Genomic DNA, 15,355 nt, shown 5'->3' with positions numbered 1-15,355 from the left:
CCGTTTTGGATGCTGAGGGTATCCGCATTTCACGAATGCTCGCGAGCTTGGCGGCGCAGATAGACCGGGAAGTTACCGAAGCCCAATGCTGCGAAAATCATGATTGTCGGCGCAACGAGGGCTGCGGGCCGGATCGGTTCGACGGGGGTCTTGCTAAGCTGCAAGGCAAGATAGCCCACCCAAAAACAAGTCGCGAGCGAAGGGGTCATCACAAAGCGCCGCAGCAGCGCGACAAGGCCGATGAGCCAGCACGCGAGCATCACCCCCAGCCCGATTCGACCCGTCTCCACCAGCGTTTGGATGTAGCTGTTGTGGAATGAGAATGCCGTGCCTTCCTGCCTGATGTCGAAGTAACGCCACAAGCCGATGGCGTCCGGATTGGCAGGCGTCCAGAAACTGAAATACCCCATCCCCAGCCACGGACGCTGGGCAATGATGAAATCAGCCCTGTACCACAAGTAACCGCGCCCGGTGAGGCCGGCATCCTTGGCGGAGAGGTTTTGCACGATTGCCATCAGCGGCTCGAACAGCAATCCGCACAATAGTAAGGCGCACATCAAACATGCGGCAAAAATCAACTTTGCCGTAACCGAGCGCCCCCGCAGCACCAGCATCGCTGCCATCAGCGCAGCAGCTAGAGCAAGCGATGCCACCGCGCCGGCCGAATGCGCGCGCACGGTCGCCAGTGCGCACAGGATCGCCGTGATGGCCGTCAACGCCGACCAAATCAGGCGCCGCCGCTCCAAGCTTACCGCGAACATGCCCATTGCCAGCAGCGTCGCGGTTCCCGAGGTATCGGCAAAGTAGTTCTTCGCCTCTCCGCCAAGCCCGTACAGCGCTGGAAATCCTGCGATCCCGTCGGGTCGGGTCTGGCCAGCCAGAAGAGAGGCGACCGTGTAGACCGCGTGCGCGACGAACAGCCCGGTCAGCACGGCGCGCGGGCGCGGCGCTTGCGCCAGAAGCAGTCCGGCAAATGCCGTCAACGTCATCTGTACTGCGGCGCGCAGCGAAACGACGGGATAGACGGCCCATGTAACCGAAAGCAGCGCGAACACCGGGAAGGCGAACTGCACCCAGCTTCGCACTACTGCTTGTCCTGTCTGGCTTGGCCGGATCAGGGCATACAGTGCGGTCAGCAGCAGACAGGCAGCCGCGCCGGGCATGCCCCAGTTCGCTGGAATGCGCGTGAACACGATCAGGCCGGCGAACACACCGTCCTGCACCGCGACATCGGGCAACAGCAACCCCAGTTGGCTGGTGCCGCTCGTAGGGGATAGATAAGATCTCCGCCCGTTCGACTGCGTATCGGAAATGCTTGCGGACATGACGGAAACCTTGAAAACCACGGCACGCAGGCACGCGCCGTGGTTTTGATAGTCCCACCATCAGGCTGGGTCGACTGGCGCTGCCCGAAGTTATGTCCGATCCCGATCGACTTTGTGCGAGCGCTCAGACCATAAGGCCAAGGCCTCCATCATACGCCGCAGAGGTCAGGAACGTGATGTCGGAAGCAGCGAAATGCGGGTCGCCGGTCAGCGTGATCGTGTCCGCACCGATCGAGACTACAGTGGCCAGCGCGGTCTGGGTGATTGACACTGCCGCAGCCTTCACGTTGACGAGCACCAGTTTGTCCATGCCATGTTGAAAATCGGTCACGGTATCCTTGCCGTAGCCGCTGCCGAACACGAAGGTATCCGCACCGGCGCCGCCGGTGAGCGTGTCATCGCCCGCGCCGCCATTGAGAATATCATTGCCTGCGCCGCCCTCCAAAAGGTCGTTGCCGGCCCATCCGAACAGTTTGTTGTCGCCCTCGTTGCCATAGATCTTGTTCGCCAGCGCGTTTCCGGAGCCGTGGATCGACCCGCTTCCGGTAAGTCGCAGAATCTCGACATTGGCGGGCAAAGTATACGTCGCACTGGCCATGACAGTGTCGGTCCCTTCGCTGGCCTGCTCGACGACCTTGTCGCGGGTGTTATCGACCACATAGATGTCATCGCCCTTGCCGCCGACCAGCGTGTCGATGCCGGCGCCGCCATCCAGGTAATCGTTGCCACCAAGCCCCGTCAGCACATTTGCGCCGGCATTACCGATCATGCGATTGTCCTCGGCGTTGCCCGTACCGTTAATGTCGGCAACGCCGTCGAGACGCAGGTTTTCGACGTTCGCGGTCAAGGTGTAGGTCACTGTGGTGATCACCGAATCCCTGCCTTCGCCGGCAAGTTCGATGACTTTAACCGCGCTGCTGTCCACCTTGTAAGTGTCATCGCCCAAGCCGCCATAGAGGGTGTCCGCGCCGCCTGCGCCATCCAGAAAATCGTTGCCGCCAAGCCCGGTAAGCACATTGGCTGCGCTATTGCCGACGATGCGATTGTCCAGACCGTTGCCGGTGCCGTTGATCGCCTGATCGGTGGTAAGAGACAGGTTCTCCACATGATCCGGCAGCGTATACGTTACGCTGGATATGACGGCATCTGTGCCGCCGTTCGCCGTCTCCACCACTTTGTCCAGCACGGAGGTCACACGGAACGTGTCATTGCCTGCGGTGCCGGTGTAGGTCTTGCCCGTCGGCGTGCCGGTCACCGGCCCGGGCGCGGTCACCGCAGTTTCCTCGCCACCTATCGGACTAGAAATGGCCTCGCCGCCGGCATAGACGGTATGCGTGCCGTTAATCGTTGCCGAGACGGTATCGGCAGTCCGATAGGCGCGCACGTAATCCACTTTCATCTCGCCAACCGGCGTGGTGGCGTCGGCCGCGCCGCCCCAACTGCCATTGCCGCCCACCGCCAGGTTGACGAGCATGTACATTTCCTTGTTCATCACCTCCGGCGTCTTTTGCGTAGCAACCTCAACGCCGTCGATGTAGTAAATCACCCGGTCCTTGTTCCAATCGACACCGTACGTATGGAACTGGGTGGTATCGAGCACCGCCCGGTCCTGCGCCAGCGTATTAGCGCCTTTCTCGATCCCGTGGGTGGACAAGTAGATCACGTTGGGATCCTTGCCGAGCATCTCGAAAACATCCAGTTCCGGCGGCCAGGTATTATCCGTAGGCAGCAACCAGAATGCGGGCCACAGCCCCTGCCCGGCCGGCAGCGCGGCGCGGATTTCGAAGAAGCCGTATTGCTGGGCGAACGTGAACTTGGTGGTCAGCAATCCTGACGTCCAAGTGTGTCCGTCGATATACGGAAGGACGTCCGCTGTGGCCGGCTTTGCCGTAATGGTCAGAATACCATCCTTCACAGCGAACGGATTGACTCCCAACGCCTTCGTGCCCGTGCCCGCCCAGTCTGTGTCCATGTAAACTTCGGACTCGGTCTTCAGCGTGCGGCTAGCTACGGTGCCGGGGCCCCCATGCCCATATTCGGTGCGCCAGGTCCCACCCTTGGAATACAGGCTGAGGCCGTTGAAATCGTCGTTGAAATTGAGAGTCAGTGCCGATCGGTTGATTTCATAAGCAAAGTCAGACGCGATCAGGCTGGTGGCCTTCACATCGCGCAAGGTCAGTTCTTCGCCATTGCCAAAGTGCAGGACTGTATCTGCTCCCACCTGCCGGGCCATCGATTGGATCTGGCCGAAGTTGCTTACGCCATATCCGCCAAGACGGATCTTGTCCGTCCCGCTAGCGAAGTCGACAATGACGTCGCTGCCGTTCCCGGAATTGACGATGAAGGTGTCAGCGCCGCCGCCGCCGATTAGCACGTCGTTGCCTGCGCCGCCGTTGAGCTGCTGGTCAAACTCGTTGCCCATGATAACATTGTCGAGGTCGTTCCCGCCACCGTACCAGGAACCTTTTCCTTCGAGGACAAGGTTTTCGATGTTGGCGCCGAGGATGTGATAGACCGACGAGCGCACGGTATCGACACCCTCGCCCGCCATTTCGAACACTTTGTCCTTTTCGGACGAGATTATGTACGTGTCGTCGCCCAGCCCGCCATAATAGCTATCTCCGCCGCCATAGCCGCGAAAGATATCTGCTTGCGCTGTGCCTCTGAGCACCTCAGCTGATGCTGTCCCTAAAAAGGTTTTGACGGCAGATGCAGAACTTCTCAGCTGAACGCCATGCGCGTTGATGTAAGGAAAAGGCATGATCTGGAACCCCACCACAAGAGCAAAATTGCTTTCCGTGTTGGCGGTGGTTTAGAATTGCTGTTCCCAATGTCGGCGTAACGATCCTGGTAAACCCAGATAAATTCAGAATAACTTGCGGGTAGCGCAGTGCCTGGGATGTTTACCTATGTGGTTTCAATCAAGCAGCAATCGTCAGGATCCTGCGGCGTCATGGCCGGCCAGCGAAACGCGTAGCTCACGAAACAGCATCCGAAGTGCCACTATATTCGCGCTCCAACGCACGCAGCCTTTCGAGCATTTCCTCCCTTAGCGAGCGCCGCAATCCTTCGTGGCTCAGATACGGGGCTTCGTCCGCAAGCTTTGCGAGGGCCTGCGCCGTACGCTCCGGATTGAAGCCGAGCACCTTGCGCATCGCGGGAACGCTGCGCAGCACCCGCTTCGCCTGCAATTTGAGGTAAGGAACCTGCCCCGGACTGGACACTCTGGCAGTAAATTCGCGCATGGCAACTTCAAGCGAAAGCTCCAACCGCGCACCGAATGGTTCCGCACGCTTTCCGAATTGCAAAAGCGGCATGGGATCTGGTGGTGGCACCATCGTTATTGTCGCATCCACACCCACCGATGCCGCCCAATCCGCCCACTTCGCCGTCGAGAAATTCCGGGATACAGCAAAACCGCGCCACGGCACGTTAAAGGCGTCGGCCAATATGGCGCCATGAAGCGATTCGGTAAGCACCAAACGTGCTCCAGCCAGCGCCTTAATGACTTCGGCGGGAGACCCACGCGGATCAATCAGTTTGAAGCCTACCATCGCTACGGCGTTATCCCAACCGGCAAATTGCATACTTTCGAAATGCGGCACCACCACGACATCGCCCCGGGCCGCGTTGCTCGAACACTCGAAATTGCCGAATAGCGGAGCAAGGATTGCGCCGTCAGTCAGTGCACAGCGCTCCTCCAGACCCAAGATCCGTGCCGAAACCGGCCCACGCACACAGTGGTAGCGAACGGCAAGCCCCCGCCAGCGATCTAACCGGGTGTAGCCAACGCCACTTGAAAATACGTGCAGCTTGGTCGCGCGCCCAGGATCTATGCCGATGATCGTGCCTATACCGACGAATGCCTCGTCTTCGGCCTCTTCACCGCTCTCATCCGAAAAAAACGAAGGCGCCATTGCAGGCCACAGTTTAAGATTAAGATCGTCGCCGAAGTTGGGAACCGGTGGTGAATAATTCAGCAACTTCACATTATTTTCTTTCGCCGCATATCGTAAAATCACCATACAAAGCTGATTTACGTGACACTTACTTGCCAAGCTACTAGCCGGCCGCAAGAATAAACCGCAGACAATTTATGTCTGGATACATATATCGCGAACCGCAATAGGTCGCATCCGATTAAATCCAGAACGGATCCATCAATACCACTCCGGATCGGAAATGGGTCGGTTAAAACCTTGAGTTTAAATTTTGTAATGATCTATAATTAACAGTCCGTGAAATCGTTAAAACAGGCCGTTTTGCCTTAACAACTAATCCGGATATTGGTCTACTTAGCTCGATAGAGCTTAACTTTTAAGTATCTATACTCAGGAGGAATACATGCCAACTTTTACGGGGACCAGCGGTAGTGACCACATCGGTGGCAGCAGCGGCAACGATGCATTGGTGGGCGGCAAGGGCGTCGATTACTTCTACGGCGGCGCCGGCAACGACGCATTCGTCATCCGGCTGTCCGACATGGATTCATCGTTGAATGCAAACAGCGGACTTGGCGGCAAAGCCCAGGACGTCATCTACGACTTTCATGGTGCCGGCGTTTATGAAGCAGGCAACAATGACTTCCTGTACCTTCAAGGATTCGGGGCAGGATCGACTATCTCGTTCGCCGGCTACGGCTACAACGACACCAATCCGAACGGCGACGTGCATGCACAGTTTTATTCAATTTACAGCACCACGACCCAACAGTCCTACATCATCTCTTTGGGATCGGTGAACGGAAATCAGCTGATAATCGGCGACTACAACTTTTACAATTGATCGATCGAAGTCAATTCGAACGCACAAATGGTCGAGGGAAGCGTCAGCTTCCCTCGACTTGGTATTTTTCCAGCCTGGATTCGCCTGACCAGCGCGACCTCCAGAATATCGCCAGACAAGGTTTTCACTCAGACATCGAATCTCATCCGATATGGCAATAAAATCTAAAAATTTGCGCATAATCGAACGTTGATTGTTTTGAAACACATGCGCGTTCATGACAAACATCCCTCCGTACATTCACCAATTTTTCAATTGATTGTGACCGGATAAATCATGCTTGTAAGCCGAACCATAGTAACGGGGATTTTTTTGCTTGGAGCGGTTACCGGCTGCGCGGGCAGTAGACCGCTGCCGGATATGGCTATTTCGTCTGCTGAAGGGGCCTACACCCTCGGCGCCGGAGACAAGTTGCGCATCACTGTGTACGGGGAAGAAAAACTAACCGGAGAATATCTGGTCGATGGGTCGGGCGCAATCGCCTTTCCTCTCCTTGGTGCAATCAAGGCAAAAGGGCTAACACCCCCCTTACTTGCCCAGGTAATCACTGACGCACTGAAGAACGGCTATATCGACAACCCCAGCGTTGCAATCGATGTACTTAACTTCCGACCATATTATATTTTAGGCGAAGTGAACAAGCCCGGGGAATATCCATTCGTGGAAGGTCTTACGGTATTCAGTGCGGTCGCGAAGTCGGAAGGTTTTACGTACCGAGCGGATGAGAAACGTGTCGTCATCAGACACAAGAACGGCGATGCAGAGATCCTGTACCGCCTCGACGGAATGACCCCTGTTCAGCCGGGCGACACCATTCGCGTGCTTGAGCGCCGTTTCTGATGCTGTCGGTTTGCAGAGCCTTGGCCTCCGTCGCAGGCACGAGACGTATATATCGTGGCGGCTCCTTGGCCGTCGTTGCCGTCTGCATTACCGGCTCACATGCAACCCAGGCGCAAACAATCGGCCCGCTCATCGCAGAGCCGAAAGACGTTCCCGGCCAGCGGACTTTCCCAGAATACAGCGCCGTAGGTTACAATCTTGAGGGATTCGATATTTTTCCCACGGTCGCGTTCGGAGCCTACGCGGACACCAATGTTTTTTCTCGCAATAGTGTAAAAAAAGCAGATGTGGCACTGGTGTTCGAGCCACGTGTGCGCCTCCGTCGCGAAGACCGCAGACAAGCTGCTGTGATTGATCTGGGAGCGAGGAAAAGTTCGTACCTAAAACTTCCGAATCAAAGCGCTGCCGAATACCATTTTGAGGGCACGTATACGCGCGGCACCACCACTCCGAATTCATTGACTTTAAACGCAGGCTATCGCCGCGAGGCGATACAACGAGGGACTGTCGAAAACGATCTTGTCGACAGCGGACCTCTGCTGCGACGAGTCGCTCAAGGATCGCTTACGGGACGGAAGCGCTTCAATCGCCTCTCTATTGACGCACAAACCCTGATTGTAGCCCAAAGCTACGAAAATATTGAAAGTTCCTCGGGTATCATTGACCAAAAATTTCGCAACGTGTCGCGTTACGGCCTGCATGGCGTGGTAAGCTTTGATGCAAGCAGCAGAACCGCGATTTTTGGAAGCGTCGAATTTGACAAATTCGATTACGTTCGTGTCAGCGGCCTGATCAATCGGGATGCCCATAATTCCAGCGTCACGGCCGGGCTGCGTTACGAAATCACCCGGGTTCTATATGCCCAAGCATCTGTAGGTTATCGCCGGTACGATTTTAAGGATCGAACGCTCGGCAACGTGAGCGGCGTTGCCGTCTCGGCTCACCTCAGGTATTTCCCTACGAAGCTGCTGGCCGTCCGTGGAATTGTCGAGCAGAGCAATACTACCAGTCCATACGATCTGGTGGGTGCAGTTACCCTAACAACAGCAAAACTGGATGTTGAATACGAGATGCGCAGAAGCATGTCTTGGCTATCCTCTATCAAATTTACACTTGAAGACTACGCAAAGCAAAAATACTCGGCGAGGCGACTGGAGATAAACGGCGGCCCGCGCCTGCGTTTCAACCGCTGGCTATCGATGGACGTAACCGGCGGTTACGCACAACGGTTCGTCAACGGCGCGGCACCGTTCGAGAAGTACTCTCAAGTCTACGGCCTTGTTTCGGTGGTTCTGGCGCGATGACGGCATTTTCGACAATCCCTGGCACCCCGGGGGCGTTCATGCCCCCAGCGCAGCGGCTCCAGGACCACGTCGTGCAAGCCGACCGGTCGGGTCGGGCCCGCCGTAGGGTCCCGGCGGTAACCAAGTTTTGTGTGGCTGTGGTATTGATCGCCATCATAGTTGCCACATTCTTGACCAACAAATCACCTGTTCGGCAGTATACTTCAGATCATGTTGCAGCCGTCCTCCTCTCGAACAACAGACACCTGACCAGTACCCCCCCAACGGTCCAGGCCTTGGTTCTTGAGAGAGTCAGCCCCCAAACGGCGCGGACGGTAAACGCATCGTTTCCGTTTGCACCGTTAGGAGCAGATCAACCTATTCCATTCCATCTGGCGCTTGCTTCACCTGATTATCTGCGTGCCCTCGATTGCCTGGCGAGCGCGATGTCATACGAAGCGGGCGACGATGCCGAGGGGCAATCTGCGGTTGCGCAGGTCGTTCTGAACCGTGTGCGCCATCCCGCCTTTCCCCACACCGTGTGCGCTGTTGTCTATCAGGGGTTCGAACGGCCGACGGGATGTCAGTTTACCTTCACGTGTGACGGAGCCCTGCAGCGAGCGCCCACCAATGCCGCCTGGCAGCGTGCACGCCGGAACGCAGCGCGTTTTCTGGCCGGAGCGACTGACCCGAGCGTGGGAATGGCCACCCATTACCACACCGACTGGGTCCATCCTTACTGGAGCCCCTCCCTGGACAAGATCGCTCGCCACCAAACACACCTGTTTTTCCGGTGGCGCGGCTTTTGGGGCCAACGCGCCGCGTTTTCGTCACGCTACGCGGGAGGCGAACCGCAGGAAATCAAGCTGGCGACCCTATCCGACGCGCACCGAGACGGTCCCATTGCTGCTCCTTTGCCAAGCCCGACCGTTCTGCCTGCGCGATCGACAAGCGATAACAACGGATTGCTTGCTACGGTGGCAGGCGATCATTTCATCCTCGTCGATGCCGGCGGTGACGGTGGCACTTTGGCGATGCAAGGCCTCAGGCAGTGTAGCAACCAGACGTACTGTAAGGTTGTCGGGTGGGACCGGCATGCAATTCTCTACGGATCGCCGGAAAAGCCGCTTATCCGCAGCGTGGCATTCCTATACGTGCGCGATCAACGCACGAAGGTAGAAGTCGTCCTGTGGGATTGCACGCGGTACAACCGCCCGGTCGATGCACAGTGTCTTTCCGATGCCAACCGCCGTTGGATCAAGTTCCAGGGGAACTTGTCACATGAATCGTAAATCAGTCGTTTTGACGTCGTGCTCCAAATTGGCGAAGCGCCATATGCGTTGTGCATTGCGTGCGGCAACCGCGCCCATACTTGCGACGGCCCTGGCATCGACAATCCTTGAACCATCGCCCAAGGCGGAGGCAGAAACCCTCGGGGAAGCGATAGCCATTGCCTATCGTCAAAACCCTGCGGTCGAGGCAAGCCGCGCCTCCACCCGCGCGGCGCAAGAACGCGTGGGACAGGCGAAGGCCCAGTTCGGTCCGACCGTAACCGCAGATGCAAGCTATCTGCTCGGGTGGCGTCGGGTGCGGCAGAACGAGATGACCGTTCTGCGCCAGAACGGGTCCACAACACAGCTTTCACTGTCTGTAGATCAACCGCTTTTCACATTCGGGCGTCTTGGCGGGCAGTTGAGAACCGCACGCGCGGGGTATAGCGCTTCGGTTGCGGACATGCGTTCTGCAGAGCAGGATCTGATGGCAAATGTCATTATCGCTTATAGCGCGGTGCTTCGCGACCAGAAGCTTGTCGGGATCGCACAGGAAAACCTGTCGCAGTTAACCGAACAGCTTGACCAAACGAGTGCGCGTTATGCGGCGCGTTACGCCACCGAAACGGACCTGCAGCAAACGCGTAACCGCATCTTCAGCGGGCAGGCGCAACTGGAACTGGCCAAGGGCAATTTGCTCGCCAGCCGCAACACGTACCGCAACCTGACAGGCCACTATCCGGCAGATCTGGCAGAACTGCCTCAGCTGCCGCCGCTGCCACGAACGGTGGAGGATGCACAGGCGCAAGGCGTAACGTCCAGCCCGCAGATCGAGCGGGCCAGCTATGAACTGGCCGCCGCGCAAGGGCGTCTTGCGCAAGCCCGTGGCAATTCCCGGCCTTATGTCGGGTTGCAAGGCAGCCTTGCCCGGTCTCCTTTGTCCATCGCTGCCGATGATCCCAGCGAACTTGTGGCGCAAGTACAGTTTGGCTTGACCGTCCCGCTTTATTCAGGAGGACTTTTGTCATCGCGCGTGCGTGAAGCGCGACAATTGGCTGATGCATCCTCGCAGCAATTGGAACAGACCGCGCGTGACTTGCGCGAGAACGTGGCCAGTTACTGGGATCAGCTCGCTGCGGCTCGACGGGCGCTCCCGGCCTACGGACGCGCCGTTGCGGCCGCGCAGCAAGCGCTGGATGGCGTGCGTCAGCAGCAACTCGCAGGGCAGGTCACCTCGCTCGACGTGCTGGACACCGCGCGCGATCTGTTAACATCCCGGCAGGCGCTCGCCCAAGCGGAGGCACAGCTTTATGTCCAGCATGCGCTACTGCTTGGCGCGATGGGGCAATTGCGTGCTGACAGCTTCGCACCCGGTACACCGCCTTTCGATCCGTACGCTTATGATACCCTGCCCTTTGTTGGCCTGCCGACTGGGCCGGTCATACAGGCGATGGATTCAGTCGCCATCGATGGCCGTTTCAAGTCCTTGCCTGTAGCTCATGAAAATGACGATGAGGCGGGCCATGACATGGCGCCTGATCCGATTGGCCAATGATCATGTCCAGTAAGACCTTCAGCCAACCGGCCTCTGCCGGCTATCGGGCATCCTCTTTTCAAACTTCAAAGGGCATTTGAATGAAGCCGGCAGGCCAAAACCTCGTTGCGGACGTGCGCAGCATGTTGCGCACGGTAGTTCCGGTGCTGTGGCCGATCGTGACGTTCAGCGCCGTGCTCAACGTGCTGCTGCTGTCCGGTTCGTTCTTCATGTTGCTGGTCTACGACGATGTGCTTGCCAGTCGCAGCGGCGCCACGCTGGCAGGACTGCTGATCATGGTAACCGTCGCTTATGCGTTTCAAGGCGCGATCGACGTCACCCGGGCGCGGGTGCTGCTGCATACCGGGGCGCAAGCAGACCGACGATTGTGTGACCGGCTTTACGACGTAATCAGCCGCTATGAGCAAGAAGTGGGGCCAATGCCCTCAGGCTCTGCACCGGTGCGCGACCTGGACGTGGTGCGCGGTTACATCACGGGGCCTGGGCCGCTTGCCATATTCGATCTGCCGTATGTGCTGCTGTTTCTCGCCATTCTCGTGCTGTTCCACTGGGCCCTGGGCTTAGCCACATTGGTGGGCGTTGCCGTGATGGTCGCCCTGATGATCGTCGGGGACCGGCGCACCCGGTCTCCCGCCTTGCAGGCAGCCGCCATCGCTGCTGCCCGTTTCACTATGGCCGAGGACGTTCGTCGCAACGGTGAGGTGCTGCGTGTTCTGGGCATGTCCGGTCGCCGCCGTTCCAGCTGGGACTCGATAAGCTTCAAGCTGATCTCCGCCTATGACGAGCTTTCCGATGTCTCCGGGCGCATCCAGGCCATGGGCAAGGCTTTCCGCATGTTTCTGCAGTCATTTGTGCTCGCTGTAGGCGCGTTCCTTGTCATAGACGGATACGCCACCGGCGGCGTGATCATAGCAGGTTCTATCCTGAGCGCGCGGGCCTTGATGCCGGTCGAGCAGATCATCGGCCAGTGGAAGAACATGACCGAAGCGGGCCAGGCCTGGCGTCGCCTGTCTGCGCTGCTGGAAAGCGTGCCGCTGCGCGAAGCGCCGATGCCGCTGCCGCGCCCGCATCTCCACCTGGAAGCGCAAAATATCGTGTGCGGTCCGCCCGGCCGACAGAAAGTTACCGTTGCCAATGTGTCCTTCCGGCTTGCGCCGGGCGAGGCGTTGGCCGTGATCGGTCACAGCGGGTCGGGTAAATCGTCACTCGTACGTGCGATTACCGGGGCGTGGCCACTGCTGCGCGGTGCGGTGCGGCTCGATGGCGCTTCTCTGGAACAATGGGACCCGGTGCAACTGGGGATAGCGATGGGCTACGTGCCGCAATCGATCGAAATGTTTGAAGGCACTATCGCTCAGAACATATCCCGCTTTGAACCGGACCCAGACCCCGATGCGATAATTGCCGCCGCACGCGCGGCCGACGTGCATGACATGATCGTGGCCTTGCCCGGCGGCTATGAATATGCGCTTGGCGGCCCTGCCGGCGGAGGGCTGTCCGGAGGCCAGAAACAGCGAATAGCCTTGGCCCGCGCGCTATATGGCGATCCGTTTCTCATCGTGCTCGACGAACCGAACTCCAATCTCGACGCGGCTGGCGAAGACGCTTTGCTGGCGGCCATCCATGCCGCCAAGCAAAGAGGCGCGATAATCATCATCGTCGGGCATCGGCCGACGATCTTCGCCCATGTGGATCACATCATGATCATGGCTGATGGGCAGGTGGCGCAGATGGGCAGCCGCGACGAGGTCCTGCGCCGCATCAATTTCAAACCCGAGCCACAGCGGCCACCACAGCCTGAAGAGGTATAACCCGATGGCCAGTCAGATCGTCATTCCAGATCAGCGCCAATCGCTGGCGAAATCAGCCGCCTATGACCCGGCCACCAGCGCGCGCCGGGATGTTCGCAGCGGTTTTTGGTTGTGTGGGGCGCTTGTCTTCGGGCTCGGTGGGCTCGCAGCCTTTCTGCCGATGACGAGCGCTGTGATCGGGCCTGGCGAGGTCACCGTCTCCACATACGTCAAGGAAATCGGCCATCCTACCGGAGGCGTGATCGCGGATATCATGGTGCGTGACGGCGACCGGGTCAAAAAAGGTGAGCCCCTTATGCGTCTCGATACCACGGTGTCGGGAGCGACGGCGAACTACACCGGCGAAAACGTAGACCAGTTGTTGGCGCGCGCGGCCAGGCTCACAGCGGAACGCGACAATGCCCCGGATGTCACGTTTCCGGCCGAGTTGATGCGTAGGTCCGCCGACCCGAACATTAGCGCCCTGATGCGCGAAGAACGCCGCACGTTCGTGCTGCGCCGCGATGCGCGCCGCGCAGCAAAGGCGCAACTCGGCCAACGGATCAGCCAGACCCGCTCCGACGTTTCCAGCGCGCGCACCAAAGCGCAAAGCTTCACCGACCAGGCGCGACTGATCAATGACGAGCTCGACGCCACTCGTAAACTGTACGAAAAGCGCTACACCACGCTCGATCGGCTCAATTCACTCCAACGCTCGGCCTCCGGTCTTTCCGCTGATGCCCGTAGCGCTCGGGACAGTGCGGTGGCGGGTGCCGCCCGGATTGGAGAACTGCAGCTGCAGATGGGATCGGTGGACGCTGATGCGCGCAGCAGCGCCGCATCCGAATTGCTCGATGTCACGGCGAAGATCAGCGACTTGCGCCGCCAGAAGGTGGCGGCAGACGACAGCTACGACCGCGCAGTAATCCGCGCACCGCAGTCGGGCGTGATCGATAAGCTCGCTTACCGGACTGTGGGCGGCGTGATCCCCCCGGGCCAAACCATAATGGAGCTTGTTCCCGATGAGGACCGGATGATCGTCGAGGCCACGATTTCCCCCGTCGATATCGACCAGGTTCATGCGGGCCAGAAAGCCATCGTTCGGCTGAGTGCGTTTTCGTCCAGAACGACACCGGAACTGCAGGGCACGGTTACGCATGTATCGGCGGACCGGACAGACGACCGCACCGCCCACAGCGCCTTTTACCGCGTCACGATTGCCCTCAGCCCAGCAGAGATCGCAAAACTGGGCGACCTCAAACTAAGGCCGGGCATGCCGGCTGAAACTTTCATCCAGACCGGTCAACGCACGATGTTGCGCTATATTCTGAAGCCATTGGGCGACCAGTTGGCACGCGCGTTTCGCGAGGGATGAAGCAGACGATCGAATGAACACTGTGACTTTTGAATTTATCGCCATTCTCTACGTATATCTCCATTACTATCTTATGTATTAATCCATAATTACATTCACGAAATTATATATATTAATCGTCCACATTGGATCAATATCATAATGCATTGCAGCATAGCCGTATTGACCAACCTTTATTGCTAATTAACATGGCGTAAACCATAAGCGCCGCGATTTTGTCGGCGCTGGGGCATTCAAAAGGGTGGAATGATGGAAGCGGCTTTGAGGGAAAGCAGGGATGGGCTGCGCGATGTGCACGCGCAACCATCGGACATTCGCGGACAGATCCGTTCTACCTCCCCGCTGAAGCTTTTTGTAGGCAATCCGCCCGTCTCGGATGAGGCGAGACAAGGCCCTTCGACGCGGCTGGGCGCTTTAAATCTGACCCGGTGCTTCGATATCCTGGTCGCGACGCTGGCAATTCTTGTTTTCCTGCCGCTGCTGATCCTCGCGGCCATTGCGATCAAGGCATCCGCCCCAGGCCCCGTTCTTTTCGTGCAGCCCCGCGTGGGCCGCAATGGTAAGCTTTTTCCATGCTTCAAATTCCGCAGTATGGTTGTCAATTCGTCGGACGTGCTGAGAGCGTTGCTGGAATCTTCGCCGGGAGCGCGGTCGGAATGGGAACGGGACCAGAAGCTGCGGGCAGACCCGCGCATCACACCGGTCGGTGCTTTGCTGCGCAAAAGCAGCCTCGATGAACTACCCCAGCTTTTCAATATCTTGGCAGGTCATATGAGCGTGGTCGGCCCTCGTCCGATCGTGGAAGCGGAAATACGCCGCTACGGCAGGCGCTTTGATGCGTATTGCTCGGTTCGACCTGGCTTGACCGGATTGTGGCAGGTGAGCGGTCGCAACGAAGTATCCTACGATGCCCGTGTTCGCCTGGACGCGTTATATGCGCTGCGAAAGTCTACGCTATACGACGTTTCGATCTGCCTGCGCACGATTCCTGCAGTCCTGGCCGCGCGGGGGGTGTACTAGGGCGCGAACTCATAAATTGGGTTGAGCTGTCGGCATTGTCGTGATTCAGGCGCCCTTCGGAAACGGAGGATGTATGACGCGACGGCGGTATGAACTGACGGACAAGGAATG

Annotated in this window: 11 protein-coding genes; 8 read left to right on the top strand and 3 right to left on the bottom strand. The window is 58.3% G+C overall.

The features are described 5' to 3' along the window. Window positions 1–29: 29 nt before the first annotated feature. From ASE49_RS15495 to ASE49_RS15485, 3 genes are all read right to left on the bottom strand, one after another. Entirely contained in the window at window positions 30–1,325 is a 1,296-nt protein-coding gene (locus tag ASE49_RS15495) for an O-antigen ligase family protein (protein WP_082456514.1), read from the bottom strand. Between the two features lie 124 nt (window positions 1,326–1,449). Then, window positions 1,450–4,086: a family 16 glycosylhydrolase gene (locus ASE49_RS15490; protein ID WP_156370348.1), complete on the bottom strand. Its 2,637-nt coding sequence runs from the start codon at window positions 4,084–4,086 to the stop codon at window positions 1,450–1,452. A gap of 217 nt (window positions 4,087–4,303) precedes the next feature. Further along, window positions 4,304–5,350 (bottom strand): polysaccharide pyruvyl transferase family protein, encoded by a 1,047-nt coding sequence (locus ASE49_RS15485; protein ID WP_056774561.1) that lies wholly within the window; start codon window positions 5,348–5,350, stop codon window positions 4,304–4,306. Window positions 5,351–5,669: 319 nt separating this feature from the next. On the opposite strand from ASE49_RS15485, the gene ASE49_RS15480 reads away from it, so the two are divergent. From ASE49_RS15480 to ASE49_RS15440, 8 genes are all read left to right on the top strand, one after another. Then, a complete protein-coding gene (locus ASE49_RS15480; RefSeq protein WP_056774558.1) occupies window positions 5,670–6,110 on the top strand; it encodes a hypothetical protein in 441 nt (146 codons plus the stop codon). Between the two features lie 276 nt (window positions 6,111–6,386). Then, complete coding sequence (locus tag ASE49_RS15475) at window positions 6,387–6,950, top strand: polysaccharide biosynthesis/export family protein (RefSeq protein WP_056774554.1); 564 nt, start codon at window positions 6,387–6,389, stop codon at window positions 6,948–6,950. A 65-nt stretch (window positions 6,951–7,015) separates the two neighbouring features. Beyond that, on the top strand, window positions 7,016–8,254 hold the full coding sequence (locus ASE49_RS17905) for an outer membrane beta-barrel protein (protein WP_162234262.1): 1,239 nt from the start codon (window positions 7,016–7,018) through the stop codon (window positions 8,252–8,254). Window positions 8,255–8,679: 425 nt separating this feature from the next. Next, window positions 8,680–9,525: a cell wall hydrolase gene (locus ASE49_RS15460; RefSeq protein ID WP_056774545.1), complete on the top strand. Its 846-nt coding sequence runs from the start codon at window positions 8,680–8,682 to the stop codon at window positions 9,523–9,525. After that, on the top strand, window positions 9,473–11,059 hold the full coding sequence (locus ASE49_RS15455; RefSeq protein WP_162234261.1) for a TolC family outer membrane protein: 1,587 nt from the start codon (window positions 9,473–9,475) through the stop codon (window positions 11,057–11,059). The genes ASE49_RS15460 and ASE49_RS15455 overlap by 53 nt, the downstream gene beginning before the upstream one ends. Window positions 11,060–11,139: 80 nt before the next feature. Further along, window positions 11,140–12,870: a type I secretion system permease/ATPase gene (locus ASE49_RS15450; RefSeq protein WP_056774540.1), complete on the top strand. Its 1,731-nt coding sequence runs from the start codon at window positions 11,140–11,142 to the stop codon at window positions 12,868–12,870. Between the two features lie 4 nt (window positions 12,871–12,874). Then, the gene (locus ASE49_RS15445) at window positions 12,875–14,224 is read left to right on the top strand and encodes an HlyD family type I secretion periplasmic adaptor subunit (protein WP_082456510.1); all 1,350 of its coding nucleotides are present in this window, start codon (window positions 12,875–12,877) and stop codon (window positions 14,222–14,224) included. A 249-nt stretch (window positions 14,225–14,473) separates the two neighbouring features. Then, window positions 14,474–15,244 carry a sugar transferase gene (locus ASE49_RS15440; RefSeq protein WP_082456527.1) on the top strand — a complete coding sequence of 257 codons (771 nt, stop codon included), beginning with the start codon at window positions 14,474–14,476 and terminating at the stop codon, window positions 15,242–15,244. Window positions 15,245–15,355 lie beyond the last annotated feature (111 nt).

Origin of the sequence: Novosphingobium sp. Leaf2 (genome assembly GCF_001421325.1) — a bacterium.
Classification (GTDB): domain Bacteria; phylum Pseudomonadota; class Alphaproteobacteria; order Sphingomonadales; family Sphingomonadaceae; genus Novosphingobium.
Note: the sequence above shows the minus strand (reverse complement) of the source record. Positions and strands in the feature narration are given on the sequence as shown.